The sequence below is a fragment of the Oceanobacillus alkalisoli genome, assembly GCF_021556485.1.
In the GTDB taxonomy this organism is placed as follows: domain Bacteria; phylum Bacillota; class Bacilli; order Bacillales; family Amphibacillaceae; genus Oceanobacillus; species Oceanobacillus alkalisoli.
Map to the genome: position 1 here is coordinate 13,072 of NZ_JAKGBW010000004.1, position 26,535 is coordinate 39,606.

The 26,535-nt window shown below is 37.7% G+C and carries 22 protein-coding genes and 1 pseudogene; 7 read left to right on the top strand and 16 right to left on the bottom strand.

Annotated features, from left to right (window positions below; all coding sequences use genetic code 11):
* Positions 1-963 precede the first annotated feature (963 nt).
* From LZD48_RS05375 to LZD48_RS05400, 6 genes are all read left to right on the top strand, one after another.
* Entirely contained in the window at positions 964-1,701 is a 738-nt protein-coding gene (locus tag LZD48_RS05375) for a GntR family transcriptional regulator (protein ID WP_235761720.1), read from the top strand.
* 59 nt (positions 1,702-1,760) lie between these two features.
* Positions 1,761-2,273 carry a TRAP transporter small permease gene (locus tag LZD48_RS05380; protein WP_235761721.1) on the top strand — a complete coding sequence of 171 codons (513 nt, stop codon included), beginning with the start codon at positions 1,761-1,763 and terminating at the stop codon, positions 2,271-2,273.
* Positions 2,270-3,544 carry a TRAP transporter large permease gene (locus LZD48_RS05385; protein ID WP_235761722.1) on the top strand — a complete coding sequence of 425 codons (1,275 nt, stop codon included), beginning with the start codon at positions 2,270-2,272 and terminating at the stop codon, positions 3,542-3,544. The genes LZD48_RS05380 and LZD48_RS05385 overlap by 4 nt, the downstream gene beginning before the upstream one ends.
* 21 nt (positions 3,545-3,565) lie before the next feature.
* Positions 3,566-4,360 carry a creatininase family protein gene (locus tag LZD48_RS05390; RefSeq protein ID WP_235761723.1) on the top strand — a complete coding sequence of 265 codons (795 nt, stop codon included), beginning with the start codon at positions 3,566-3,568 and terminating at the stop codon, positions 4,358-4,360.
* A 44-nt stretch (positions 4,361-4,404) separates the two neighbouring features.
* Positions 4,405-5,400: a TRAP transporter substrate-binding protein gene (locus LZD48_RS05395; protein WP_235761724.1), complete on the top strand. Its 996-nt coding sequence runs from the start codon at positions 4,405-4,407 to the stop codon at positions 5,398-5,400.
* Positions 5,401-5,461: 61 nt separating this feature from the next.
* Positions 5,462-6,646, top strand: coding sequence for a M20 metallopeptidase family protein (locus tag LZD48_RS05400; RefSeq protein ID WP_235761725.1), 1,185 nt, complete (start codon positions 5,462-5,464; stop codon positions 6,644-6,646).
* A 402-nt stretch (positions 6,647-7,048) separates the two neighbouring features.
* Here the strand turns inward: LZD48_RS05400 and LZD48_RS05405 are convergent, their stop codons facing one another.
* The 16 genes and pseudogenes from LZD48_RS05405 to LZD48_RS05480 form a co-directional block, all read right to left on the bottom strand.
* Positions 7,049-7,897 carry a sce7726 family protein gene (locus tag LZD48_RS05405; RefSeq protein ID WP_235761726.1) on the bottom strand — a complete coding sequence of 283 codons (849 nt, stop codon included), beginning with the start codon at positions 7,895-7,897 and terminating at the stop codon, positions 7,049-7,051.
* A gap of 373 nt (positions 7,898-8,270) precedes the next feature.
* Positions 8,271-8,561, bottom strand: coding sequence for a zinc-binding dehydrogenase (locus LZD48_RS05410; protein WP_310739786.1), 291 nt, complete (start codon positions 8,559-8,561; stop codon positions 8,271-8,273).
* A 216-nt stretch (positions 8,562-8,777) separates the two neighbouring features.
* The gene (mqo, locus tag LZD48_RS05415; protein ID WP_235761727.1) at positions 8,778-10,286 is read right to left on the bottom strand and encodes a malate dehydrogenase (quinone); all 1,509 of its coding nucleotides are present in this window, start codon (positions 10,284-10,286) and stop codon (positions 8,778-8,780) included.
* Between the two features lie 500 nt (positions 10,287-10,786).
* A pseudogene (locus tag LZD48_RS05420) lies at positions 10,787-11,963 on the bottom strand (iron-containing alcohol dehydrogenase).
* Positions 11,964-12,036: 73 nt separating this feature from the next.
* Positions 12,037-12,972: an AEC family transporter gene (locus LZD48_RS05425; RefSeq protein WP_235761728.1), complete on the bottom strand. Its 936-nt coding sequence runs from the start codon at positions 12,970-12,972 to the stop codon at positions 12,037-12,039.
* An 86-nt stretch (positions 12,973-13,058) separates the two neighbouring features.
* Positions 13,059-14,630: an acyl CoA:acetate/3-ketoacid CoA transferase gene (locus LZD48_RS05430; RefSeq protein ID WP_235761729.1), complete on the bottom strand. Its 1,572-nt coding sequence runs from the start codon at positions 14,628-14,630 to the stop codon at positions 13,059-13,061.
* A gap of 91 nt (positions 14,631-14,721) precedes the next feature.
* Positions 14,722-15,693 carry a 3-hydroxyacyl-CoA dehydrogenase family protein gene (locus tag LZD48_RS05435; protein ID WP_310739777.1) on the bottom strand — a complete coding sequence of 324 codons (972 nt, stop codon included), beginning with the start codon at positions 15,691-15,693 and terminating at the stop codon, positions 14,722-14,724.
* A complete protein-coding gene (locus LZD48_RS05440; protein ID WP_235761730.1) occupies positions 15,678-16,439 on the bottom strand; it encodes an SDR family NAD(P)-dependent oxidoreductase in 762 nt (253 codons plus the stop codon). The genes LZD48_RS05435 and LZD48_RS05440 overlap by 16 nt, the downstream gene beginning before the upstream one ends.
* Before the next feature lie 19 nt (positions 16,440-16,458).
* Positions 16,459-17,736, bottom strand: a complete 1,278-nt coding sequence (locus LZD48_RS05445; protein ID WP_235761731.1) for a TRAP transporter large permease — start codon at positions 17,734-17,736, stop codon at positions 16,459-16,461.
* Positions 17,733-18,230, bottom strand: a complete 498-nt coding sequence (locus LZD48_RS05450) for a TRAP transporter small permease (protein WP_235761732.1) — start codon at positions 18,228-18,230, stop codon at positions 17,733-17,735. The genes LZD48_RS05445 and LZD48_RS05450 overlap by 4 nt, the downstream gene beginning before the upstream one ends.
* An 81-nt stretch (positions 18,231-18,311) precedes the next feature.
* The gene (locus LZD48_RS05455; protein WP_235761733.1) at positions 18,312-19,325 is read right to left on the bottom strand and encodes a TRAP transporter substrate-binding protein; all 1,014 of its coding nucleotides are present in this window, start codon (positions 19,323-19,325) and stop codon (positions 18,312-18,314) included.
* A 20-nt stretch (positions 19,326-19,345) separates the two neighbouring features.
* Positions 19,346-20,953, bottom strand: a complete 1,608-nt coding sequence (locus tag LZD48_RS05460) for an acyl CoA:acetate/3-ketoacid CoA transferase (protein WP_235761734.1) — start codon at positions 20,951-20,953, stop codon at positions 19,346-19,348.
* Between the two features lie 29 nt (positions 20,954-20,982).
* Positions 20,983-21,867: a 3-hydroxyacyl-CoA dehydrogenase family protein gene (locus tag LZD48_RS05465; RefSeq protein ID WP_235761735.1), complete on the bottom strand. Its 885-nt coding sequence runs from the start codon at positions 21,865-21,867 to the stop codon at positions 20,983-20,985.
* A gap of 23 nt (positions 21,868-21,890) precedes the next feature.
* Positions 21,891-22,631 (bottom strand): 3-oxoacyl-ACP reductase FabG, encoded by a 741-nt coding sequence (fabG, locus tag LZD48_RS05470; protein ID WP_235761736.1) that lies wholly within the window; start codon positions 22,629-22,631, stop codon positions 21,891-21,893.
* A gap of 24 nt (positions 22,632-22,655) precedes the next feature.
* Entirely contained in the window at positions 22,656-23,837 is a 1,182-nt protein-coding gene (locus tag LZD48_RS05475; RefSeq protein ID WP_235761737.1) for a thiolase family protein, read from the bottom strand.
* A 21-nt stretch (positions 23,838-23,858) separates the two neighbouring features.
* The gene (locus tag LZD48_RS05480; protein ID WP_235761738.1) at positions 23,859-24,881 is read right to left on the bottom strand and encodes a LacI family DNA-binding transcriptional regulator; all 1,023 of its coding nucleotides are present in this window, start codon (positions 24,879-24,881) and stop codon (positions 23,859-23,861) included.
* 317 nt (positions 24,882-25,198) lie between these two features.
* On the opposite strand from LZD48_RS05480, the gene hisD reads away from it, so the two are divergent.
* A complete protein-coding gene (gene hisD, locus LZD48_RS05485) occupies positions 25,199-26,491 on the top strand; it encodes a histidinol dehydrogenase (protein WP_235761739.1) in 1,293 nt (430 codons plus the stop codon).
* Positions 26,492-26,535 lie beyond the last annotated feature (44 nt).

A 26,535-nucleotide genomic window follows, 5' to 3' on the forward strand; every position in this document is an offset into this window, starting at 1 on the left:
GCTTTAGAAGTAACATCCACTTCTACCTCTTCTTCAACCTCCCAATATAAACAACCAGCCCAACAACAACCCCCAATAGCCCCACAATACCTCCAATATACCAACTTGGCGGGGGTCTGACCCCAATTACTCAAATAATCATATTTCAGAGAAAAACACCAAAACTTTTTGAATCGCATTCTTTATCACTAAATGCTATTTAATGCCGAAGCACTAGGCACAGACTATAAGAAAGAACGCCTTTTTTCTTTCATAATAGTCTGTGAGGTTTCAAATTGAACTTCCCTATTCCTCACTTTTCATGTGCGATTAACAGCAGATACCATTCTGGATTGATTTCTATACATAGGGTACTTTTCCCCACGTAAAAAAATATGACCAGTAATCCCTTAAGATTGCTGACATCGTCTTTATTAAATCTATCATCGGCTTCATTGGTTATATTTATTTTTGAATAAACTAAGATATTGGAGGATGTTGATATAAAAGTTCAACTGGGGCGGATCTCCTCCTTTAATGAGTATTCAAAAGCATCTATTTCTTCGGAGAAAACATTTATAGGATGTTTTTTCCGAAACACTGAAAAAATAGTAATAGATAGGAAGTCTACAAACTAAAACAATTGAGATAAACTGCAGGATTCAAGAGAAAACTACGGGTAGAATAAGGCTTTCTATGAACTTTATAAAAAACCCGCACTATTTGACTTTCGAGTTTCTATCCTTTTACAACCACACTAACCGGGGGTATGGATCTTCCCGTTTTATTGTTCCTACGGTTGATTGCAGGCCAAAAGACTACCTTACTCCAAAATCCCGCTCCCTCTCTTAATAAATATAGACATTTTTAATTTGTCTGTATAATCATACGAAATTGATTTAACTAAAGATGTTGACAATTTGGACATATATAATTATTATACTAATTAATAACTTTGTTATAACAAACTATCCATTTAAGGGGGTGGAAATAATAAAACTTACTTTAACGCAACAAATCTTTGAAGACATTTATAACAAGATCAAAACAGGTTATTATTCTGTTGGAGACCTGCTTCCGACAGAATATGAAATGCTAGAGATTTATGGAGTAAGCAGAGCTCCTGTTAGAGAGGCTCTGAAAAGACTTCAAAATGAAGGTTTTATTGTTAGAAAAGCTGGAGTAGGATCGGTAGTTGCCGAAAATACAGTTTTTTCTCGCTGGGCACCAATGGGAGGATTTAGTTATCATTTTCGTAATAAAACATCACATATCGAATGTAACACCATTGACGTATCTATAGCTATTGTAGATAAAAGCATAACGGACAGGTTGAAAGTTGCTGAAGAAACTCCATTAGTACAAGTAACTAGAGTCAGGAAAGAAAATAACATACCTATGTTCCTATTAAAACATTACTACGTAGATGTTGATATGGAGAAAATCAAGGAAGCTGGAGATATCCTCTATATGCGACAATTCGCTTCTCAAGTTCTAGAGATTGAATTTCAATATGTTGACGAAGAATTAATGGCTTGTAATGCAGATCTTCAGCTAAGTCACTATTTAAATACTGAAGTTGGTAAAGCACTTCTTAAATCTAAAAGAATCTCCTATAATTCCAATTACGAACCTGTAGAATACGTTGAGTACTATGTAAACACAGATAATTGGCCATACAAAATTTTATTTTCCAAAGACAGTAAACATCTGGAATTATAATTAGATTAATCATGAAGCCATATGATGAGTTCTTAAATTATACAAAGGGAGTGAGAATTTTGAGGAATTACAAAGACTTTGCTTCATGGGTACGAATTGTAAGCGCTGTATTATTGTTCTTAATCATAGTAATGACAATTGCTCAAGTGATTTTTAGATTTGTGCTAGGAAGTCCGCTTACTTGGACCGATGAATTGTCTAGATTCTTCTTAATATGGATGGTTTTTGTGGGAGCTGCAGCTGTATCCTTCGATGATAAACATTTAGCAGTAAATATTTTTCAAGAAGATATGGCACCTAGAACAAGGTTAATTACAGACTTAGTAATGAGGGTAGTTATTATTGCTTACTTAGCTGTTGTAGCATACGCAGCAATCGATTTAGTCATTGTAGCACAATATAATAGCTCCGGTGCATTAGATATCCCATTTTCTTATTGGAGAGCCGCTGTTCCGGTAGGCTTTGTATTAGTCATTGCTTACACCATAATAAGAAGCATCATCGATATCAAAAACTATAAATCCGGTAAGCTTAACAAAAATGAGTCAACTGGAGGTGAATTTACCGAATGATTTTTATTACTCTCATTGCAATGGTTGTATTAATTGTATTAGGGATGCCTGTAGCATTTGCGCTTGGATTAACATCTGTCATTTACTTTATTTTGGAAGGCGTAGACTTAGCTATGGTAGCACAAAGTCTTGTACGAGGAGTAGATTCTTTCACATTACTGGCAGTTCCATTTTTTCTGCTCTTAGGAGAGCTAATGAATTCAGGTGGGATCACCAATAAAATCATCGATGTTGCCAGAGTGTTTGTTGGCCATTTAAAAGGCGGGTTAGCTCAAATCAATATTTTCGCCAGTACCATATTCGCTGGACTTTCTGGTTCTGCTACTGCCGATACAGTTGCCTTAGGTTCTGTGTTAATACCAGCAATGGAAAAGGAAGGTTATGACAAAAAGTTCTCAGCTGCTATTACAGCCGCTTCCTCTATTGTTGGTCCGATTATTCCTCCAAGTATTACCTTGATTATTTTCGGAATTGTGACACAGCAGCCCATTGGCCCCTTACTTATAGCGGGAATCATTCCAGGTATATTGGTTTCCGTTTCACTAATGATTTACACCTATATATTGGCGGGTAAAAGAGAATACCCAAAATATGAACGGGCTACATTTAAGCAGGCTAAAAGCGCTATCTCATCAGGTTTTCTAGCGTTGCTCCTCCCGATTATTATTGTTGCAGGTATTGTAAGCGGCATCTTCACACCTACAGAGGCTGCTGCCATAGCAGTTCTATATGGTTTAGTCATCACGTTCTTTTATTATAAAAACGTAAATGTCAGATCACTTTTTGTAATTTTGAAAAAGACCAGCTTTGACTCTGTAAATGTTCTTTTTACATTAGCTGCAGCTACAATTTTTGCATGGGTTGTTACTATTTCAGGCATCTCACAAGTATTAGCAGATTTCCTATTAGGAATATCTACTAATCCATATATCATTCTATCAATTATGGTTATATTTTTATTAATTATTGGTTTATTTATGTTGCCTTCTGAAGGTATTATCGTTTTTGCACCAATTTTGACGCCTATTGTCATGCAGATCGGAATAGATCCTATTCATTTTGGTGTATTAATGGTTTTAACATTAACTATCGGAGGAGCGACCCCTCCAGTCGGAATTCTATTATACATTGTAGCAGATATAGCAAAGCTCCGGTATACAACCTTGGTTCGTGAAATGCTTCCAATGTATATTCCGCTAATTGTCGCTGCATTCATCACTGCATTCTTCCCATCATTATCACTAATTTTTGTTGATCTATTTATGGATTAATTTTAATTGAGGAGGCTTATTATGAGTAAAAATAAGAGCGCGTTGCATCTTATGACATGGAAAGAAATCGAAGAGGCTTTTAGAGAAAATCCTGTAGTTATCGTTCCACTTGGATCGACAGAGGAACATGGTCCACACTCTATTACAGGAGACTATTTAGCTGCCACCGAATTAGCGAAAAGAGTGGCGGAAAAAGCTAATGCTTACTACATCCCTACCATTCCGTTTGGAAACTCAGAGTATTTCAGAAGTTACCCAGGAACAATTTCTTTTTCACAGGAGACAGTTTTACGAATACTGGATGAGATTTTCAGAAGTCTAATTGAACATGGGATTACCAAGATAGTGGTATTCAATGGACATGCAGGAAATTCATCCGCAATCGATCAAGTTGCTAGAAAAGTAAGACGTGAAGAAAAAATAATGATCGCCTCCGTTGATTTATGGCAATTACTCAGCAAAGAAAAGAAAGCCAAAATTTATTATGAAGAAAAAGATCCTTCGGGACATGGGGGTGAACCACTCACTTCTGTCATGAGTTACCTTTATCCAGAAGAAATGAGGCTAGATTTACTCGATGATTGGTCGAACAATCAGAAATGGGAAGAATTCCAAGTAAATAGTTTTAAACAGGTAAAGCTCGGAGATTCATCAGCAAATATTTATTTTAATATGAACGAAATTTCAAAAGAAGGAATATTGGGTAATCCTACTAACTCTTCAGCGGAAAGAGGAGAGAAAATATTTAATGAACTTACTGATTATGGTGTACAGCTAGTCGAAAAGGTATTAAAGTCAAAAATGTCACTAGAGTAACAATTTTTTACCATACCCGACCTAGTAAAATGAGGTGGTTTAGAATGAATAGACTAATTTTAATCATAATTTTAGGGGTTAGTATCCTTATGTCCGCATGTACCCAAGATGCCAGTGGTGAAGAATCTGAGAGTTTCAATATATCATATAGTACTTGGGCTAACGAAGGTGAGCCAGCTTTTGATGGTATGAAAAAATTCAAAGAAATAGTTGAAAGGGAAACAGATGGTAATATAACGGTGGATTTATATCCCGGAAACCAACTTGGCTCCACAATAGAACAAATGGAACAGTTAAAACTAGGGATTATTGAAATGATGTCGAGTGGAGACCCAGGCTTGGACGAAATTGAATATTTGTCATTACCCTATTTGATGGCATCCAATAATCACTGGACGGCCGTATTAGAATCTGATGTAGCTCAAGAGTGGAATGATGAGCTAATTAATGTACAGGGAGTGAGAACACTTGATATTCTACCGCGAGGCGTACGAGTTATTTCTTCAAACATAGAAATAGTTAACCCTGAAGATACCAATGGGTTTAAAATCAGAACTCCTGCTGTTGATTATTACGTGCAAACCTTTGAAGCTCTCGGAGCTAATCCTACGCCAATGGATATGGGGGAACTATACAGCGGACTGCAAACTGGTGTAGTGGAAGGTCAAGAGAATCCCTTGGAAACTATTTATTCTTCAGGATTACATGAAGTTCAAAGATATATTATTAATTCTAACCATATGTTTAAGCCAGCCTTCGTTTCAATAAATGAAGAATTTTTCCAAAGTCTGCCGGAAGAATACCGAGATATAGTAGAGAAAGCTGCAGATGAAGGCAGAGAATATGCACAAGAACAATTGGAACTCGGTGAAGAAGAAATGATAAAAATAATGGAAGAAAGCGGAGTTACTTTCCTTGATCCAGATATCGAAGCTTTTAAGGAAGCCACCCAATCTGTAAGGGATAGTTTAGGATTTAAAATATGGGGAGAAGAAGATTATAGGAAAATTGTAGAAATAGGACAGTCAGAATTGGACTAGATTGTATATAGAGAAGGTTAATTACCTTCTCTATATAGCTTAAATAGGGAGGCCAAATGAAATGGATATTCAAGCATTAACTAACGAAATAAAAGACGAAATGATTCAAATCCGGAGACATATTCATCAACATCCGGAATTAAGCATGCAGGAATATCAAACAACCGAATTAATTATGGATACATTAAAAAATACAAGCATCGCTCTAACTAAATTGCCAGGCGATACCGGAGTTATTGGGGTATTACGCGGCGGTCATGATGGTAGGACATTGGGATTGCGTGCTGATATTGATGCTTTACCAATAAACGAGCAAACAGGTCTATCCTTCACCTCCAAGCGTGAAGGAATCATGCATGCGTGTGGTCATGATCTTCATACCACTGTCTTGCTAGGTACTGCGTTGGTGCTAGACCGAATAAAAGATACATTGTCGGGTAACATTAAATTCATCTTTCAACCCGGAGAAGAAATCATGCAAGGAGCTAAATTAATTATTGAAGAAGGTGTATTGGAAAAAGAACCTAAAGTTGATGAAATCATATGCTTACATACTTGGCCATTAGTGGATTCTGGTAAAATTGGAGTAAGAAAAGGACCAATTATGGCAGCAACTGATACATTTGAAATTATTATAGAAGGGTCTGGAGGACACGCAGCCCATCCTCATTTAAGTATTGATCCTATTCCTGTTGCTGGCCAAATTATTGGAGCTTTCCAGACTATCATTTCCCGAAGAACTTCACCACTTGATTCAGCCGTAGTTACTCTCGGTCAAATCCATGGCGGGAACACAAACAATACAATAGCAAAAAATGTTACAATTTCGGGTACAATACGGTCTTTGAGTCATGAATTGAGGGAAAGCATAAAAAAAGAAATAAAGGATATAAGCGAAAATATAGGAAAAGCTTTTAATACGGGTATTACCGTGACCTTTTTTCCCGGGAGTCCACCTGTTATTAATAATGATAAATTAGTGGATATTATGTCCGAAGCAGTCAAAGAAAACTTAGGAGATAACAATCTTGTATATCTACGGGAACCTTCCCTAGGGGGAGAGGATTTCTCCTTCTATCTTCAAGAAAGAGATGGGATGCTCTTTAGAATAGGAACAAGAAACGAAAATGAAGCCTCACAACGATCTTTACACAATCCTGGAATTATTTTTGATGAAGATGCCATTCCGACTGGAATTATCGCAATGAGCTCCTTTGCTTTAAAGTATTTGAATAAATATAACTAAAGTTAAACTATATTTATATGGGTACCCTCTTTAACTCGGGGTACCCTTTTTTGCTGGTGGATATAATTAAATGGCAATCTAAAACATAAAAAATTTTATTCTGGAAGGAATCTTAAAACATTTGTCTGAATAATTAAAATACATTTCAAATGCTTAGGATCAGAAGGTAATTCATACGTTGAGTTTAAGGAGGAGCAGGAGCAGGAACAAGAGCAGGGTTGGAGGAAGCAGAGGTATACTATTAATTAAATTTTGCATTGATAACAGCTAATTCAATAATAGATTTTAAACCTTTCACATCAAGTCAGGAATGATATTTTCGCCAATCAAGCCATCTTCAACTAATTCTCTTAGCGCTATCAATTCAAATTGACGCCCTCTCAAATAAGGAAAATACATCAACTATTCCCTCCAATGTTCATATAAAAAATCATTAAGTTTGGTGTAATCCTTTTTCTTAAAACTTGAAAAGTATACGAGGAACTTTAGCTCGTAAGGCACACCTCTGTATTCCTCAACCTCTTTAATATTTCTCTTCCTTAATTCACCAATCATATAGGAATGTGCAATGTTTATCTCTATATTTTCAAACCACTCCAGACAAGCTTTATAATAATTCATTTGTGTTGTATCTGGTAACTCACCATAATGCTTCATTAGAATATTCTCGTACTCTTTCTTTCTTAAAACCTTGAATATCAGTGTATGATTTAGTTTTTGCTCAAAATCTTCCGGTTCTTTTCTCATACTAATTGTATTTCTTTTTGTTAATATACATATTCCCACAGGTGTATCTTTCAGCATACCTCTTATCTTTTCGTAATTTGACTCACAAGTTACGACACAAACATGCTTAAAAGCCTTGTAGTAATCATTTATTTGACTATCCAGCCTTTCAAAGGAATCTAATTCTGTCTTTATTTCGTAGACGATTGCTTTACCATTTATTAAAACAAAATCAGCCTTTGACTTAGAAATTGGAACTTCATTTAAAGCAGTCGTCGTATGAAGACTGTGTCTCGCTAGCAATAACTTGTTTAATAAAGTATTTTTATAAAAATATTCATTTCTATATTCCTTCATTAAATACCTATAAATACTACTAATTATTTCCTTATTTGTTGTATTACTGCCCTTCAGTGAATATTGCTGAATACAGAGTTCATACAGTTCACTCCCTTTACTATTTATTAGTTTCCAAAGGGAATTTCGGGTGAATAGCTTATTTAAAGCAATATTATTACCATTCATGATTAACACCTTACTTCTACATATTATCTTAAACCAATTCTATCATAAATTAGCGTTATCGAATGTCCTGTACTTATGATATCACCTTGCCCCATTTAATATAGCTGTACCCTGTTGACCTATAATAAGTTCCATCATCCAAAAACTCCCCTGTATTTACTACATTCGACAACCGGGGTAAAAGTTCTACTTATTATTTCAACTTAATATTGTTTGAATCCATAAATCGTCGCCTATTCTTTTTGCAATAACTTGGATGTCTTCATTCCCGCTAGAGCAATTACTTCTTTTACATCCAACAAAGATCCTTCCTAAAATTGAAGATTTCTGTATCCAAAGGAAAACTACCGTACCAAGGTGTATCAATTTTTCCTTAACCTGCACCAATCAACCCAAAGGCTCTGCACTTACGGACTACCTTCAATGCAAATTCTATTGTGCTGTCAAAGCCTGCAAAATCTAAAATAACCTCAACACCACGGTTATTTGTCAAACCTTTTATCGCTGCTTCTGTATCATTATCCACACCAATAATAGCTGCATCTGACCCTAATTGTTTTGCAATTTCCAGTCTGCTTTCATTCATGTCTATAGCTATGATTTTTGCAGTAGTTAATACATTTAAAAATTGAATGGCATAACTTCCTAAACCACCTGCTCCTATAACAGCAACTGGAACTAGATATGGAGGTACCCGTTTTACAGCATTGGCTTAAGATTCAACAAAGAAGCTCTTTCGACTGTATACAGTCTTTCTCAATATACTAGCCAGTCTGAAAGGTAAGATCGGATTTTTTAGACCAACACCAGTTCTTATAACCGGTGTTGGTGCTTTGTTAAGAATAGATACCCTGACAGTATCCCTCCAACTATACCTTACTCAAACGTTCACAAGATCTGCTTCCTTCTTAGACAAATGTAGTAATTCGGAAGTTGATCTATCAATTTCTTTAAGGAGTTCCACATTTTCTATTAATGATTCATCAAAAGAAGGAATCATTTTTTTAAGTTTTGGTTGCCAAACTTCGAGATATTGAGAAAAATTGTACTTTAAAACATCGAGCATAACCGCTACAGATGTTGAAGCCCCAGGCGACTCACCGAGTAATGCTACCATTGAGTGATCTTCCGAATGGACAATCTCCGTTCCAAATTGAATTATTCCTCTTCCTAAATTCTTAGTATCTTTAATCACTTGCACACGTTTTCCAGCTACTCTTAATTCCCAATCTTCATCTTTTGCCTCTGGTACAAAGGTACGTAACTTTTCCATTCGTTTTGCCTTCGTAGCAAGGACTTCTTCAATTGAATATCTGATTAGTGAGGTATTTTTGGTAGCCGCAGCCAGCAACGTTAAGATATTACTTCCATTTATAGAATTAAAAAGGTCCAAATTAGACCCTTGTTTTAAAAATTTAGGACCAATTGCTGCAAATGGGCCAAATAACAGAGTGCTTTTTCCTTCTATATACCGCCTATCTAAATGGGGGACAGTCATTGGCGGCGTACCGTCTGGTTCCTTTCCATAAACTTTCGCTTCATGTTGATTTACAATATCTGGATTAGTACAAACCAAAAATTCACCACTGATTGGGAAACCACCAATATGCCTACTTTCAGGAATTTTTGTTTTTTGTAATAACGGAATTGCACCTCCGCCTGCTCCGATAAAAACAAAATCAGCTGTATGATATTCAATTGTGTTTTGCGAGAAGTTACGAACACTTACCTCCCATGAGCCATTTTCTGCACGTTTTATATCCGTGACGGTACTGTTAAATTGTACACTTATATTTTCCATTTTCTCTAGATTGGCAACCAACTGACGTGTCAGCTCACCAAAATTCACGTCAGTTCCTGAATCCATTTTAGTAGCAGCAATAGGATTTTCCGCCGTCCTTCCTTCCATCATTAATGGCATCCAGTTTGCTAATTGTTGTCTTTTCTCAGAATAAGTCATCGTTTCAAACATAGGCAGCCTAGATAAGGCATTGAATCGTTTCCGTAAGAAGTCAACATGTTTTTCACCGTACACAAAGCTAATATGTGGCAATGGTCGAATAAAACTTTCCGGATCACGAATTTCATTTACTTCAACCAAGTAAGCCCAAAGTTGCTTTGAAATTTGAAAGTGTTCAAAAATTTCAATCGCCTTACTAGTATCAATGGACCCATCCGGCAATTCAACAGTATAGTTTAACTCACACAAAGCAGCATGTCCTGTTCCAGCGTTATTCCATTCGTTAGAACTCTCACTTCCAGCTTGATCAAGTTTCTCAAAAAGTTTAATATTCCAATCGGGTTCTAGTTTATTCAATAGCGTGCCAAGTGTTGCACTCATAATACCTGCACCAATTAAAATAATATCTTTTTTCTGCTTAACATCCATCTTTTTTCCTCCAAGTATAATAAAGCTCTAATTATAGGATTATTCCCAAGCACTCAAGCTTCGTTTACCATGTTTTTTTCAATTGTCCAATCTTCTCAATCTCTACTATTAATTCATCTCCATCTTTCAAACACATACGCTCATCTTCCGGTCCCCTAAATCACATTTTCTGGAGTTCGTGTTAAAATTACATCTTTGGTAACAGTGTCAGATACTCTGAAAGGTAACTAACAATTTCTTCACAAGAAAATATCATATCTATTCGAATCCTACTTCACTTCGCAGCTAAGGATTGTTTTTAATACCAAATTATTTGGATTAGAAATCGTTGTTTTTGTTACGATATTAGGCCCTACTGGACAAAATCGTCAGATATTTTTCCTAACATCCACTGAGGGGTTTTCATTTGCATGTCACGAGCTGAGAAATCGTTTACTATCGTAAACCAGTCACATTCGGGAGGTACAGGCACACCAAAGCCCGGCACCCAACATATCGCTCTAGACAAATTCATAGCTATAACAAATTTTATATAATTCTTCAATCTCAGACAGTCTAGGAACTTTCGGGTTATTCTGCGGGCTTCCACTATCCAGAGCGTCCATCGCCATTTTATTGATAGCTCTTTCAAAATCTCCCTGTTCAATCCCCCAGCTACTGAGGTTAGGTATACTAAACTTCATACATAAGTCTTTTACGGAGGATACGGCAATGTCAGCAGCTTCATCATTAGAAAGTTGTTCTTTTTTAGACATAAAGATTCTCCCCAAATCTGCTAGGCGATCAATGGAAGCGTCTTTACTAAATTCAAGTATAGCTGGCAATAACATCGCATTAGAATACCCATGTGGCACATGGAATAATGCTCCAATCGGGCGCGACATTCCATGCACAAGACATACAGATGAGTTAGAAAATGCTAACCCAGCTTGTAATGCTCCTAATGACATTTTCTTCCTAGCCTTAATATTTTCTGCGTCTTCATAAGCTGTTAAAATATTGTTTACAATCAGATTCATTGCTGAAAGCGCCATGGTATCTGTCATTGGGTTTGCACGTTTTGAGATGTAGGCTTCAATAGCGTGACTAAGTGCATCGACACCAGTTGCTGCGGTTACTTGTTTTGGGGAGGTGGCGGTAAGTATGGGATCAACAATTGCCGCTTCAGGCATAATAGCAGATTGTTTTATCATCATTTTTACGTTGCTAGTTGTATTCGTTATGACCGTTACATCCGTTGCCTCGGCACCAGTCCCTGCTGTGGTAGGAACTGCAATATGTGGAATCGGGCTTATTGTTGCAATCTTTCTACCTCACATAGTCCCCTATGTAACCTCCGTTAGTCGCAACAACTGCGACTGCCTTTGCAGTGTCTATACAGCTGCCTCCTCCAAGAGATATTATGACATCGCAAGCTTCCTCGTGAAGTAAATCTAATGCCTGTGCCACATATTTGTCTGTCGGCTCAGATGTTACTCCAAGATAGCACTCGCTATCAACTCCTCTACTGGAAAGAATATTTCGACATCTATCGACGTAACCGAGACTATCCATTACCTTATCACTAATGATTAACGCTTTTCTTCCTCGAGAGGCACTTTCCTTTCCCAACCTTTCAAAAGCGTTTAATCCATATTTGATTATTTGCGGGGATTGATACAGGAATGACTCACTCATGTAATTCCTCCTAAAATCTATGAATTGGTTCATCCAGATTATATTAAGATTTTCATTTAAGACTACCTACTTTCTATAAAAAGATTGAAATATAATATATACCAGGTAAAGTTATTAAGCTTAACATCGCAGTAAACATAATTGTGATCGTACCGACTCCTTCCGAACCAGTGTATTTCTCAAAAAGTACACTTGCTGTCAAGAAGGATGGCATCCCAGCCTGGAGTGCAATAACCTGCTTTAGCGTTATACTTAATGGTAAAAATATAATGATAATCAAAGCAACAGCCGGCAAGAAAAAAGTCTTCACAAATGTTGCAGTGAAAATAAGTTTCTTGTATTGAGAACGAAGCAAAGATAGTTTTTCTTTCGTAAATAACATTCCAATATACAGCATGGAAAGCGGTGCCGCTACTGCAGCCAGCATAGCAGATAATTCCAAAAGGAAATCAGGAAGACCAATATTCAGAGATACTAAAGATAAACTAATGACAATCGTGATGAATGGAGCGTTAAGTACAGATTTGAGTTGCTTGAATGTGAATTTACTCGACTGTAAAAGCATGACACCAACTGTAAAGACCGTCAGCACCGTCCCAAGATCATAAATGGAAGCATATAATCCGGAAGACGTACCTAAAAACATACTGACAACTGGAATCCCCATAAATGCTGTGTTACCGCAACCTGACAGAACTGCTACTTTCTTTGAATTGGAAACGGATAAATGAACAAGCTTTCTGCAAATAAAATAACCAATAGTGATTCCGGTTCCATTTAAAAGTAATGCAATAAATACTACATAACTAAAGTTGATCCAGTCTTCCTTCGTGATGGTTGATTGAAAAATACTTTGAATAATCACTGCCGGTAAGGCAATATTCAAGACGATGGAAGCTAATAGATTCTTTGATTCCTTCGTCACTTCCACTCTTAAGGAGGTTAAAAATCCGATTAACCCAATAACTCCTAATATAAGAATTGGCTTTATGATTGCTATTATTGTCATTATTTCACCTATAACTTTATAGAAATAACAATAGCACTTGATGTTTTACCGCAAAGTGCTATTGCTTTATCATCTTCTTATATCTATCAAATAATATTGCTATGTGCTTTTGATTCTTCTTCATCTGTGTAAATGGACGGGTCAAACTTTCTTAAACTGCTGCTGATTATCGGTTGAAATTCCATTTGGCCCAATACATCCTTCTCCAAGTCAATTCCCTCTGCAATCTCAATTAACCTTAGACCTTGAGTGGTCAAGACGAATACAGCCCGTTCGGTAATATAATATACTTCTATACCTTGCTCGAGAGCAAATTCACCGCTGAAGGAGATCAGATCAACATTTTCAACGAATTTCTTAATCTTTCCTTCACGGTTTATAGAAATGCTGGAGTCATTAATATCAATGGCAAAACCGCCAGCTGTAAAGGTGGAGCAGAACACTACTTTCTTTGCAGCTTGGGTGATATCCATAAAGCCTCCACAGCCGACAATTCTATTGGAGAATTTACTTACATTAACGTTTCCATATTGATCAATCTCACCCGCACCCATAAAGGTCACATCAACAGCAGCCCCATGATAAAAGTCAAATTGACTTGCCTGACTTATAATCGCCTCTGGGTTTTTAGATATCCCAAATTGGTTTTTGCCAGCGGGAACTCCTCCAATCGGTCCTGATTCGACAGTGGAAATTATATTTAAATCTCTGCCTTTTTCTTTTATGATAGGGCCGATTACATCGCCTGGAATACCAATCCCTAAATTGATTACACTGTTCGGTTGCAGCTCTAGATAAGCTCTATTCCCAATGATTTTCCGTTCGTTCATAGGAGTCCTCTCACTTTTGTGCTCCGGCTCGATGAGATTCCCGTTATAAACAGGATTGTAGACATAGTCCGGTGTTTGTCGATGATTAACTTCATAATCATCCGCAATGACAACATAATCCACTAAAAATCCAGGAACTTGAACTTCTTTCGGGTGAAGCGTATTCTTTTTGGCTAGATACTTTGCCTGTACAATTACTTTTCCACCTGATGCCTTGGCAGCTTGTGCAGCAGTCAATATTTCTAATTTCAATGGTTCCTCTTCTGTTGACAGATTCCCATTTTCATCAATCGTTGTACCTCGAATGAGAACATAATCAAAAGGAACACTTTTATAGAATAGGTATTCTTGATTATCTATATGAACTACATCAATAATGTCTTCCTTATTCTCTGTAACTTGGTTTACCTTTCCACCGTTGATTCTCGGATCGACGAAAGTACGTAAACCGATGGGGGATATATGACCAGGCAGTTTATTTGCAATGGTACGGAATAGATGTGTCAACTGACCTTGTGGCAAGCAGTAAGCTTCCACTTTATTTTCTTCTATTAATTTACTCATTTTTGGTGCTAAGCCCCAATGAGCGCCGATGACTCTTTTGACTAACCCTTCTAACGCAATATGCTCTATTCCATTTTTACCATCAGATTGACCTGATGGATGGTAGATTGTCAGGTTATTAGGTTGATTTTCCTGCAAAAACCGATTTCGGATCCCTTTAAGTATCTTCTCACACTGGCTCATCCCGCCAAACCCGGCCATTGCAACCGTACTACCATTTTCCATTAAAGCTGCAACTTCTTCCTCAGTTACAAATTTAACCATGAATCTCATCATCTCCTTGATGAAGAATTATTAGACTTATCTGCCAATGTTCTTTAATAGTAAAAGAATCACATTTAAAAATAATTCCATTTTAACCATTTGGACTATTTTTGAAGTCCTCTTTATACCACCTAATGAGTTCTTTTTCTCTTTTATTATTCATTTCCTTATGGAACTTTTCATCCCAAACATAGTATCCCTTACCATTTTTTTGGCCATAGGAACTAGAATCGATCAACTCGACTAAATTCGGCAAGGACTTGCTATCATTTGATAAATCTGGGAAAATGTAATCCGAGATAGAACTGAAGACATCCAACCCTCCCATATCTGCAGTCAAGAAAGGTCCCGTAACTCCCAGCCTTCTGCCTATACTCATCTGGATAGCAGCATCAATATCTTCTACGGTCGCAACCCCTTCTTCCAGTAAGTACTGTGCCTCTCTAAAGAGAGCATATTGCAGTCTATTGCCCACAAATCCAAGTACTTCTTTTTCAACCTTAATTGGATATTTCCCAATATGTTGCATAAGCTCCACCGCTCGATCTACTGCAGTTTCCTTAGTGAATTTGTTTTTTACAATCTCCACTAGTGGGACCAGATGAGCAGGATTCCAAAAATGTGTCACTAACATTCTGTTCGGATCGATCATATCTTTGCTGATATCAGAAGGCTTTAAACTGGAAGTATTACTTGCCAAAATAGTTTCCCTGTCACAATAACCCTCTATTTCTTTATAGAGTTCTTGTTTAAATTCCAAGTTTTCGGGAGCGGCTTCGATAACGAATGTTTTATCCGCCAACGCATCCTTTAGGCTGATGGGAGTAGAGATGTTATTCTGCACTTTGATCTTTTCTTGAGGAGAAATCACCTCATTTTCCATCAATATATCTAACTTCTCATTGATACTGTTCTCGCCTTTTTTCACGTCTGCATCATCGAGTCCGATCATTGTCACTTCCATATCGGCTAGAGCGATACTTAATGCAATGGAATGCCCCATCGTGCCCGTGCCGATAACAGCTAATTTTTCTAAAGTCGGGTCTTTTACCATGCAGTCCATCCTCCGTCCACTTTAAGCGCTGTTCCGGTGACTAAATTGGACAAATCCGATGCTAAATACAATATCGCTCCCACAACATCTTTCGTTTCCCCTAATCTACCTAATGGGATTTTGTTTAATACTGCTTCTTTAAACTTTTCATCCTTGAAGTATCCTTCAGTTAACGGTGTTTCAATAAACGTTGGACAAACTGTATTAACTTGTATGTTACAAGGTGCTAATTCCAATGCAAGCACTTTATTCGCCAGCTCCAAACCACCTTTACTGGCACAGTATGCACCCCTATCGTAATATCCCACATGTCCCATCTGAGAAGATAAATTGATGATCTTACCTCTATTTCGATTTTTCATTCTATTCGCTACTGCTTGGGAAAGGAAAAATGCACCTTTTAAGTTAATGTTATGAATCGTATCCCAGTCTTCTTCAGTTACTTCTAATACTGGTTTGGGAATGTTTACACCAGCACAGTTGACTAATACATCAATATCACCTAATTTTGATTCTGTTTCTTCCACGATTCTCTTTATATCTTCAATACTTGAAACATCACCCTGAATTCCAATGGTATCGTTATTAACTTTTTTTAAATCGTCCACTGTTTCACTAAGTGTTTCAGGATTACGAGCAACTACGGCTACGTTAGCACCCAATTGTGTAAAATAAGTTGCGGTGGTCTTTCCTATTCCTTTGGAACCACCTGTAATCAAAACATTTGCACCTTTAATAGAATCAAATAAAACCATGTGACGTCCTCCCTTTAATTTATTTTAATAACGACGGTAACCATGTTGAAAGTTCCGGTATAAATGTGATAACCAGTAAAGCCACAATCATTACCAATACGAAAGGTATTATCGGCTTCGTCAGCCTTGCAACAGACACTCCTGAAATTTCAGAAGCAACGAATAAGTTAAGCCCGACTGGAGGTGTGAACATTCCAATTGCCAGGTTAACAATCATGATGATTCCGAAGTGTACAGGATCGATACCTAACTGTAATGCAATCGGTAGTAATATTGGTACCAACATTAATATTGCTGCTGCGGCTTCGATAAACATACCCGCTATTAACAGGATAAGGTTAACGAGTAAGAGAAAGACGATCGGACTATCAATAGTGCTTAATACTGCATTGGAAATAACTTCAGGGACATTTAGCAGTTGCATTACTCTACTAAATAAGCCGGCACCGCCAATAATTCCTAAAATAATTGCAGTTGTTATTGCAGAATCAACTAATATATTGACAAATTTCTTAAATGTGATTTCTCTATAAACAAAAAGACCTACGACAAAGGAGTATACAACCGCCACTACCGCTGCTTCAGTAGGAGTAAAAATTCCACCATAGATTCCACCAAGTACGATGACCGGCATAAGAATAGCTAAAATTGCTTTTCTGCCTGCTACAAGAACGTCTTTTATGGAACCTTTTTCGCCATCACCTTTATATCCATTCTTTTTAGAGTAAATATATGCATAGATTGCCAAACTAAGTGTAACTACTATTCCTGGTATTATACCTGCAATAAACATATCCCCAACAGAGGTACCTGCAGCAATCCCATATAGAATCATTGGGATGCTCGGAGGAATGATGATCCCTAGAGCACCCGCTGCGGATTGATTCGCTGTCGCAAATCTTAAATCATATTTTTTATCCACCATAGCTGGAATCAGTATTGCTCCGACTGCAGCTGTTGTTGCGGCACCGGAACCGGATATCGCTGCAAAGAACATTGAAGTTACGATAGCAACAAGGGCAAGTCCCCCAGACATATTCCCTACTAATGAGTTGGCGAAATTTACAAGCCGCTGGGAAATACCGCCATGCTGCATTAAACTACCAGCAAGTAGGAAGAATGGGATAGCCATTAACGGGAAGGAGTTGATAGAGTTAAAGATTTGTTGAACTACAACTACCATATCTGTAAGGTCGCCATTCCAAATCGTAATGGCAGAAGCGAGACTTAGTGAGAAAAAGATTGGTACACCTAATAATAACAATACAAGTAATAGTACGAATAACATTGCTATCATGCTTTTTTCTCCTCCTTCCCAACTATCTGATCAATTAATAGACTTATCGAATTCAGCACTATCACTATTCCAGATACCGGAAGTGCCAACATAGGCCACATCATGGAAACTCTTGTACTAGGAGCCGTCTGATATGAAACCATTCCTGTTAATTGAAATCCATAAATAATTAATATTAGAGCAAATAATATGCTAATAATAGGGATAATATATTTAAGTATGGCCCCAACCGTTTTACCTCCGAACTCAAGCAATACATCTAAAGAAATTAATGTTCCTTTTCTTAATGCATATGCCGAACCCAACATTGTCAGCCAAATCATGATGAATCTAGCTATCTCTTCTGAAAAAGTAAGTGGACTCCCTACAACAAATCGAGCAAACACTTGCCATGTTATCAAAATTGTCATTATAAGCAAAAGCAACGCAAGAAAGTACCCAACAAACTGATTTACTTTGCCCATCAATTTGTTGTAACCAGTTAACAATTTCATCCCATCACCTCATTCTCTATTCTTAAGAGATTTAAAAATAGAGAGAGCAGAATAATCCGCTCTCTTCTATTCTGAAACGAATTAATACTCAAAATTAAGCGCAGCATCTACTAAATCTTCACCAACTGTTGATTTCCACTCTTCAATTACAGGTTGAACCAACTCTCTAAAGGGAGCCAGATCTGGTTCGGTAACTGTCATTCCTTCATTTTCCAGTTCAGTTAAAAATTCTACTTCCTGTTCTTGACTCGCTTCACGTTGGACAGGTAACGCTGTAGCTGCCGCCTCTAAAATAAGTTCTTGATCTTCTTCAGTAAATGAATCAAACAGTTTTTTACTCATCATTAAAGGTGCTGGATGATACACATGTTTCGTAAGGTTCAAATAATCTTGTACTTCATAGAACTTTACATCATAAATTGTTGGCAACGGGTTTTCTTGACTGTCAATTACACCTTGCTGTAATCCTGTATACACTTCTGGCCACGCCATCGGAGTAGCATTCGCACCTAACGCTGTCCATGTATCGATTTGTACTTGACTTTCCTGAGTTCGATGATCAATTCCATTTAGATCCTCGGGTTTTTCAAACGCTCTTACAGAGTTTGTGTTATGTCTGAATCCGTTTTCCATCCATGCTAACAACTTTATATTTCCTTCTTCTTCCACTAATTTCGCCAATTCATCACCATATTCACTATCTAGAAAAGCATATACATGATCATGATTTTCAAAAACATATGGGAGGTCAAATAGTAAAAATTCGTCTATAAATCCACCCATCGGTCCAGTTGAAATAATACCCGCATCAATAGTTCCAACACCCATACCTTCGAAAACTTCACGTTCTCCACCTAAAGCATTATCATAATGAGGCCTTATAGTAATCCGTCCATCTGTTAACTCCTCTAGTTCTTCACCAAATTTCAACACACCAACGCCTTGCTGAGATTCAGCTCCAAGCGGCAAACTCACATCAATTACAATATTTTCTCCATCGCTATTCGCACTTGATCCCTCAGCATCACCACATGCTGCCAGTACCATTAATCCAATAATTCCAAAAACTACTAGTAAGTGTTTTTTGAATTTCATTTTTTATCCCCCTTTATAATTTATAATTGAGCTACCTCTACCACTGAATCAACCTCTTCGAAAAATTGAGCCGCAAGATTCATTGGTTCATCCCTAAATATGGCTGCTTCCATAACTTTTAATTTTGAGCTAACTGCTAATTCAAAATCGACATATGGTAAAATGTCTTTTTCAACAGAAACTCCGGGAGCTATCTCTATTAATTCAACGCCAGCATCAGTAAGTTGGAATACAGCTCTTTCTGTCACATATAAAACTTCTTGCTTGTTTTGAAGCGCAATATTTCCACTAAAGGTAATTTGTTTAACATTTTCAATGAATTTATTGAACTTACCTTCTTCTACAATAGATAGTTGCCCATCTTTAACTTCTGACATAAATCCTCCAGCTGTGAAAGTAGAGCAAAACACAACTTTCCTCGCATTTTGAGTAATATCGATAAAACCACCACAACCAGCTGTACGATTACCAAAGCTACTGACATTTACATTGCCTTGCTTGTCAATTTCAGCGGCACCCATAAAAGTTATATCTACTCCTCTACCAGCGTAATAATCAAATTGATAACCGTGCTCAATAATTGCTAGTGGATTCTCAACTACACCGAAGTCTGTACCACCCAGTGGAACGCCGCCAATTGCTCCCGACTCAACTGTTAAATAAATTTGATCTAAAATATCTTCTTCTCTAGAAACAGGACCAATAGTATCTCCAGGAATCCCTGTCCCTAAATTTACTATTGCTTCTGGAAAAAGTTCTAGTGCTGCCCTTCTGCCAATTACCTTTCTCACACTTAATGGTAGCGGTTCCATTTTGCTTGATACAGATTTGACAGTTCCGGTATACGCTGGATTAAAAGAAGTACTTGATGTTTGTCTATGCTTTTCTGTAAAGTCTTCCGTTATAACTACATGGTCAACGTAAATACCCGGAATCGTTACTTCTTTCGATGGTATACTGCCGCCTTTGACATAGTTCTTGACTTGCACAATTACTTGTCCATTGAAACGTTTGGTTGCTTGAGCGACTGATAAAGCTTCCAACTTTAACGCTTCTTCCTCGAATGAAATATTGCCATACTCATCAGCAGTAGTACCACGAATAATACACACATCTATCGGAACTTTATTGTAAAACAAGTATTCTTCACCATTAATTGAAATAACTTGTACTAGACTACTTGTCTTCTTCGCTTTTTCATTAACTCTTCCACCCTCTTGACGGGGATCAAGAAATGTTCCAAGCCCTACTTTTGAATACGTACCTGGCTTACCACCAGCCATATCACGGAACAAATGGACTAACTGACCTTGCGAAAGACAATGTGCTTCAAGTTGATTTTTTGTAATCATCTCACTTATTTTTGGTGCTAGTCCCCAATGTGAGCCAATTACTCTCTTAGTTAATCCTTCATGAGCAAAATGTTCAATCCCATCTTTTCTTCCACTGTGACCCGCAGCATGAAGTATTGTTAAATCTCTAGGGCTACCAGTTTGCAAGAAGCGATTTTCAACCTCTGTATAAATATCTTCACAAGCACCAACTAGGGAAAAACCACAAAGTGCAATGGTATCTCCATTTTTGATTACGTCTACAGCCTTTTTCGCAGATACATTCTTATTCTTCATATATATCTCCAGCCTCTTTAAGTTTTTAATTATTTTCCAATTACCGGCTCTAATTGGTTTCCATCATTGTCATATTGATAAAAACCTCTTCCAGTTTTCTTACCATAATTTCCTGATTCTACAATTTTCTTAAGAAGGGGACAAGGGCGATACTTAGAATCTTGAAAACCTTGATACAAACCTTCCATTGTCGCAAGGAGGACATCTAAACCGACGAAATCAGCTAAAGTAATTGGTCCCATTCTATGATTTGCACCTAACTTCATTGCATTGTCGACATCCCTTGGGTCGGCACCTTCCATTACTAAGTATGCGGCTTCATTCACCATCGGAATCAATAATCGATTCACAATAAATCCTGGATAATCTTGACAAAGGACAGGTTTTTTATCAATAATCTCAGCAAAAGAATACATCGTATCAATGGTAGACTGATCCGTAATTATTGATGGTATAACTTCCACCAATCCCATCACCGGTACCGGATAAAAATAATGGAAACCAATTACTTTCTCCGGACGGCTAGTAGCGGCACCAATAGCTGCTATGGATAATCCAGATGTATTGGAAGCCAGAATTGCATTTTCATTCGCATACTGGTCAATCTTAGCAAATGTATCCTTTTTTATGCTTAACTCTTCTGGGACTGCTTCAATAACAATCTCAGCATCTTTAATTTCATCCATAGAAGTCTTAGCTTCAATTAAGTCAAGTGCTTTTTGTTTAGCCTGCTCATCAATTCTACTCTTCTCAACTTTACGATTTAGTTGTTTTTCAATATTCTTTAATGATTGTGCCGCTCTGTCTTCATTCACCTCGATGATAGTTACCCTTCTTCCAGATTCAGCTGCATTTTGGGCAATACCAGCTCCCATTAAGCCTCCACCTATGACGGCAATACGTTTTATATCCATAGAATAAGTCCCCTTTCATAAAATTATAGAACCATACCTCCGCCAACATTGATGACTTCTCCCGTAATATAACTTGCCTGTTCAGACGAAAGAAATGCAATACAATTCGCAACATCTTCTGGTTTTCCTGCTTTACCCATTGGGATCTTAGAGATCATAAGATCCCAAACTTTCTCAGGTACACCTCGTGTCATATCAGTATCAACAAATCCTGGACAAATTGCATTTACAGTTATATTTTTCCTTCCAAGCTCTCTTGCAGCAGTTTTAGTTAAGCCTACAACACCAGCTTTTGCTGCTGAATAATTTGCTTGCCCTATATTCCCTAGCCAAGAGGCAGAGGAGATATTGATAATCCTACCCGATTCATTTTCTCTCATATGGACGACTGCAGGTTTCATCATGTTATAAACTCCGGTAAGATTTACATCAATTACTTGCTGCCAGTTATCAGGTTCAAGCTTATGCAGCATACTATCACGGTTAATACCGGCGTTATTTACTAAGATATCCAGTTTCCCAAGTTTTTTTATTGTTTCTTCCACTAAATTAGTTGCAGATTCATAATCAGAAACGTCTGCTACATAATACTCTGCCTTGCCACCATTCTCGATGATTTGCTCAGCTGCTGCTTTAGCCCCCTCTTCATTAACATCGCTTATGACGACATGTGCATTCAATTCTGCCAATTTACCGGCAATCCCAAAACCGAGCCCACGTGCTGCTCCGGTAACAATTGCAGTCTTTCCTGTTAGATCAATCATTTTATACTTCCTTTCTTAAACTTATTAATCTACTAATTCAAATAATGTCGCAATACCTTGGCCACCGCCGATACACATCGTCGATATGCCACGTTTTAATCCACGGCGTCGCAATTCGCTTAGTAATTTCACAGTAACAATCGCACCACTTGCACCAATTGGATGACCTAAAGCAATTGCACCACCATTAACATTCACCTTTTCCACATCCAGGTTCAAGTCTCTGATTACAGCCAATGTTTGGGAAGCAAACGCCTCATTTAGTTCTACTAGATCAATATCTTCAACAGACAGATTAGCTTTTTCCAATAGTTTTTTAACAGCTGGTACAGGAGCATATCCCATGATGGACGGATCAACACCGGCAACAGCTTGCTGTTTGACTACTGCTAGCGGCTTCAGACCTAACTCTTCCGCTTTTTCTGTGGACATCATGACTAGTGCGCCTGCTCCATTATTGATACCTGAAGAATTACCTGCAGTTACAGTACCATTCTCCTTAAAAGCTGGTCGTAATTTGTTTAACTTTTCAATCGTGAGTCCTCGCCGCGGATGTTCGTCCGTATCGACAACTGTCACATTACCTTTTCTATCTTTTAACTCAATAGGAGTTATTTCTTCTTTAAACTTGCCTTGGTCTATTGCATCAAGTGCTCGTTGATGACTTAATAGAGCGTACTCATCTTGCCTTTCTCTACTAACATCAAATTGTTCTGCTACGTTTTCTGCAGTGATTCCCATGTGTGCCTTACTAAATGGATCAGTCAGTGCTGTTACCAATCCATCTTCGAGCTCAGCATGCCCCATGCGGTAGCCATAACGAGCATCTCTTACATAAAATGGCAGCATGTCCATATTTTCTGTGCCACCGGCAACAACAACTTCCGATTCACCCAACTGGATTTGAAGTGCAGCACTATTTATTGCTTGAAGTCCGGAGCCACATAACCGATTCACAGTGAAAGCCGTAGATGATTTATCCAAACCAGCTCTTAATGCACTCATTCTAGCAATAAAAGCATTTTCTGCTACCTGACCGACACACCCTAAAATAACTTCATCCACTACTTCTTTCTCAATTCCAGCCCTCTCCACTGCCGCCTCAATGGCACGAGCTCCTAAATCTGCTGCATGATAATCCTTTAATTGTCCACCCATTTTACCAATTGGAGTCCTTGCAGTACTTACAATAACTACTTCTCTCATTTTATTCTCTCCTTTATTTTTTTATTGTTTAATTGTGCTTTCTCTCACTACTAACCTTGGTTCTAAAAAGAGTTGCAATGGTTGATGGTTTTCTTTACTATCGATAAGAGATTTCAGAGCATTGAACCCTTCCTCCCCCATACGATAAGCCTGAACATCAACAGTCGTTAACGAAACTTTAAAATACTCTGAGTAAAGTATGTTATCTGAACCAATAACGGATACATCATGCGGTACAGATAGACCTAAATCAAGACAACCCTTAATCACCCCCATAGCCATTACATCACTTGCAGCAAAAATTGCTGTAGGTACTTTGTTATTGTATTTTTTAAATAGTTTCATAGTTTGTTTGTATGCTTCACTAAAATCATAATCACCATTTATAATCCAATCCTCACGAATCGGGATACCTTGCTCATAAAGCACCTTTCGGAAACCCTTCTCTCGCAGTCGGCTGTTAAATCTGTTACCGCCTACAAAGGCTATTTCAGAATGACCTAAGTTCGTCAGATGTTTTGTGGCCAGCTCGCCGACCTTTAATGAATCGATGCCAACGTAGCTGCCTTTGTATCCCTCGGGAACCCTATTGATTAGTACTTTAGGGATTCCATATGTATCAAGTTTTTTCAATATTGGTGCTTCAGTGTCTTCTACTGTCGATAAGATGACTCCATCAACCCCTTGATCAATCATCGTATCGATAATACTCTCTTCCTCTTCCGCAATATCCCCCGTTGTGCTGAGCAGCAGGTTAAACCCTTGTTCTTTAGCAGAGTCTTCTATTCCTTTTAGCATGTAAGGATAAAAGGGGTTCGTCATTTCTGTAACTGTAGCGCCAATAATATTCGAGGTCTTCCCTTTTAATCTTCTCGCTACCTTGTTAGGTCGGTAGCCCAACTCCTTTATAGCTTCTTCAACTCTATGTCTTAATTCATCACTAACAAATTTTGTATTATTTACTACAGCTGACACAGTCGCAATTGAAACTTGAGCTCTTTTGGCAACCTCTTTCATCCCGACTGCTATAGTTGTATTCGTCATCCTCTCACCCCAAAAAAGAATTACTATTAACGGAAAATTTAAATTAAACGATTAGCTAAACGTTTAACTGTATTATAAGAGCGTTTACATTAAGATGTCAATGAAAATTTTAATTTATTAATAAAAGGACACTAATCCTAATAGTCTGAACAAACTTTTATTTATCGCACAATTCTAACCATTCTACTATATGCGAAATTTTAATCCCCCCCTAAATATACAATCTATTAAAAACAGTTTGATTTGTACTGTAATGTGTGTTAGTAATTACTTATAAATAAAATATTGTAAATACTTCAGAGATAGGGGAGAAAAAAATGGCTACATACTTGAAAGTCGGAAAAGAAAGCAATCATATCCAAAAAAAGGATGCCAAGGTCTTTGAAAGTGTCAAGTCTTCCATTGAAAAAATTGAATTGGAGGGCGAAAGTGCAATTAGGGAGTTATCATTAGAGTTCGATAACTGGAATCCAAAAAGTTTCCGCTTGTCAGATGAACAAATAGTGCAAATTTGCGAAACAATACCAGAGCAAACCGTTAAAGATATAAAATTTGCACAAGATAATATTAGAAATTTTGCAGAGGAACAGAGGAAATCTATGCAGGATATAGAAGTTAAGATCAGGCCTGGAGTTATCCTCGGCCACAAAAATATTCCTGTAAACAGCGTCGGCTGCTACATTCCTGGCGGACGTTATCCGATGGTGGCATCCGCCCATATGAGTATACTGACAGCGAAGGTTGCCGGTGTTAAAAGAGTGATTGCCTGTACACCTCCAATCAATGGGGAAATACCAGCTGCCACCGTTTATGCAATGCACTTGGCAGGTGCAGATGAAATATATATACTCGGTGGTATTCAAGCCATGGCTACTATGGCGATTGGAACAGAAACCATTGAACCGGTAGATATGATTGTTGGACCGGGTAATGCCTTTGTTGCTGAAACGAAGCGCCAACTATTCGGGCGTGTTGGAATAGACTTGTTAGCCGGACCAACCGAGGTTTTAGTAATTGCTGATGAAACAAGTGATCCTGAAATGATTGCGACAGATATTTTGGGACAATGTGAGCACGGGCCGACATCACCAGCTGCCTTTATTACAACAAGTGAAAGAGTTGCAGAATTAACGGTAGAAGAGATTGAAAGACAATTAAAAGTATTACCTACTGCAGCTGTCGCTAAGTCTGCGTGGGATGATTACGGACAAATCATTTTAGTGGAAGATGAGAAGGAGGCACTAGAGGTAGCGGATGAATTGGCATATGAACATGTTCAAGTACTGACAAAAGATCCTGATTACTTCTTGGGAAATATGACCAACTACGGAGCTTTATTCCTCGGTCCTAGAACAAATGTTGCATATGGCGACAAAGTAATCGGTACAAATCACACGCTTCCAACAAAAAGTGCAGCCAGATATACAGGGGGGCTTTGGGTCGGAAAGTTCCTAAAAACCGTTACATATCAAAAAATAACATCCGACGAGGAAAGCGCATATATTGGTGAGTACGCAGCAAGGCTTTGCCAACTTGAAAACTTTGCTGGACATGCCGAACAAGCTTTATTACGTGTTCGTAAGTATGGCAAAACAACACCAATAGTATAATGTAACTCTATTTATATTTTATGGTTTTTATCTATAGTTGAATT

Coding starts and splice junctions, on each gene's coding strand:
- LZD48_RS05385 (WP_235761722.1), top strand. CDS start 2,270: ATGATTTTTATTACTCTCATTGCAATGGTTGTATTAATTGTATTAGGG.
- LZD48_RS05390 (WP_235761723.1), top strand. CDS start 3,566: ATGAGTAAAAATAAGAGCGCGTTGCATCTTATGACATGGAAAGAAATC.
- LZD48_RS05395 (WP_235761724.1), top strand. CDS start 4,405: ATGAATAGACTAATTTTAATCATAATTTTAGGGGTTAGTATCCTTATG.
- LZD48_RS05400 (WP_235761725.1), top strand. CDS start 5,462: ATGGATATTCAAGCATTAACTAACGAAATAAAAGACGAAATGATTCAA.
- LZD48_RS05405 (WP_235761726.1), bottom strand. CDS start 7,897: ATGAATGGTAATAATATTGCTTTAAATAAGCTATTCACCCGAAATTCC.
- mqo (WP_235761727.1), bottom strand. CDS start 10,286: ATGGATGTTAAGCAGAAAAAAGATATTATTTTAATTGGTGCAGGTATT.
- LZD48_RS05425 (WP_235761728.1), bottom strand. CDS start 12,972: ATGACAATAATAGCAATCATAAAGCCAATTCTTATATTAGGAGTTATT.
- LZD48_RS05430 (WP_235761729.1), bottom strand. CDS start 14,630: ATGGTTAAATTTGTAACTGAGGAAGAAGTTGCAGCTTTAATGGAAAAT.
- LZD48_RS05435 (WP_310739777.1), bottom strand. CDS start 15,693: ATGGACTGCATGGTAAAAGACCCGACTTTAGAAAAATTAGCTGTTATC.
- LZD48_RS05440 (WP_235761730.1), bottom strand. CDS start 16,439: ATGGTTTTATTTGATTCTATTAAAGGTGCAAATGTTTTGATTACAGGT.
- LZD48_RS05445 (WP_235761731.1), bottom strand. CDS start 17,736: ATGATAGCAATGTTATTCGTACTATTACTTGTATTGTTATTATTAGGT.
- LZD48_RS05450 (WP_235761732.1), bottom strand. CDS start 18,230: ATGAAATTGTTAACTGGTTACAACAAATTGATGGGCAAAGTAAATCAG.
- LZD48_RS05455 (WP_235761733.1), bottom strand. CDS start 19,325: ATGAAATTCAAAAAACACTTACTAGTAGTTTTTGGAATTATTGGATTA.
- LZD48_RS05460 (WP_235761734.1), bottom strand. CDS start 20,953: ATGAAGAATAAGAATGTATCTGCGAAAAAGGCTGTAGACGTAATCAAA.
- LZD48_RS05465 (WP_235761735.1), bottom strand. CDS start 21,867: ATGGATATAAAACGTATTGCCGTCATAGGTGGAGGCTTAATGGGAGCT.
- fabG (WP_235761736.1), bottom strand. CDS start 22,631: ATGATTGATCTAACAGGAAAGACTGCAATTGTTACCGGAGCAGCACGT.
- LZD48_RS05475 (WP_235761737.1), bottom strand. CDS start 23,837: ATGAGAGAAGTAGTTATTGTAAGTACTGCAAGGACTCCAATTGGTAAA.
- LZD48_RS05480 (WP_235761738.1), bottom strand. CDS start 24,881: ATGACGAATACAACTATAGCAGTCGGGATGAAAGAGGTTGCCAAAAGA.
- hisD (WP_235761739.1), top strand. CDS start 25,199: ATGGCTACATACTTGAAAGTCGGAAAAGAAAGCAATCATATCCAAAAA.